The sequence below is a fragment of the Actinomadura soli genome (assembly GCF_005889715.1).
GTDB classification, from domain to species: Bacteria; Actinomycetota; Actinomycetes; order Streptosporangiales; family Streptosporangiaceae; genus Spirillospora; species Spirillospora soli.
Genome location: NZ_VCKW01000574.1, coordinates 1 through 1,158, shown reverse-complemented (window position 1 = coordinate 1,158; position 1,158 = coordinate 1). Strand labels below are relative to the sequence as shown.

Here is a 1,158-nt window from a genome sequence, read left to right as displayed (position 1 = left end):
GCATGGGACCGCGTCGGCCACCGCATCGCGGCCCACCCCCGCCTCGTCTGGGTCGGCGGCCTGGCCGTCCTCGGCGCGCTGTCCGCCGCCGCCCTCGGCATCAGCACGGGCCTGGACCGCGCGCACTTCCTCACCGACACGCCCGGCTCCACGGTCGGCGAGCGCCTCCTGACCGAGCACTACCCCGGCGGCCAGAGCCGCCCGCTCCAGGTCATCGCCAGCGAACCGGACACCCCCCAGGTGACCGCCGCCCTCCGCGACGCTCACGGAGTCGCCCGCGTCGACAGCCCGCAACCGTCCAAGGACGGCCGCCTCACCAGGCTCGAAGTCGTCCTCGTGGACCCGCCGGACAGCGCGGCGGCAAAGCAGACCGTCCGCGACCTCCGCAGGACGATCCCGGACGCCACGATCGGCGCGAGCACGGCCAGCGAGATCGACCTGGCCGACGCCCAGTCCCACGATCGCCGCGTCGTGATCCCGCTGGTCCTGGCCGTCGTGTTCCTCATCCTGATCGCGCTGCTCCGCGCCCTGGTCGCCCCGATCCTGGTGATCGGCACGGTCGTCGCGTCCTACTTCGCCGCCCTCGGCGCGTCCTGGCTGCTGTTCCGGTACGCCTTCGACTTCCCGGCCCTGGACACGCAGGTCGCGCTCATGGGCTTCCTGTTCATGGTCGCGCTGGGCGTGGACTACAACCTGTTCCTCGTCGCCCGCGTCCGCGAGGAGGTCCGGCGGACCGACCACCGGACCGGCGTCCTGCGCGGCCTCGGCGTCACCGGCGGCGTCATCTCCAGCGCCGGACTCGTCCTGGCCGCGACGTTCGGCGTCCTCGGCGTCATGCCGGTCACGATGATGGTGCAGATCGGCGTCCTGGTCGCTCTCGGCGTCCTCCTGGACACCTTCTTCGTCCGCTCAATCATCGTCCCCGCCCTGGCCCTGGACACAGGCCCCCGCTTCTGGTGGCCCACCTACCCCAGATCAGACCGGACGGACGACGAAGGCCCCACTAAGGTAAAGGCGAATAAAACACCGGCTCAGTGAGGTTTTCTCAGTGATGATCACTTCCAGATTTTGTTGAGGACAAGGGCGGCACGGGCGATATCGCCGATCCGGCTGGGGCTGAGGGTGATGTGCTGCAGGGCACGCCAGCGTTGTTTGAGT

General features: G+C 70.0%; 1 protein-coding gene. It reads left to right on the top strand.

Annotated elements, in window-relative coordinates; genetic code table 11:
• On the top strand, positions 1-1,038 hold a 1,038-nt coding region (locus ETD83_RS41900; protein ID WP_171064758.1), incomplete at its 5' end, for an MMPL family transporter.
• Positions 1,039-1,158: the final 120 nt, after the last annotated feature.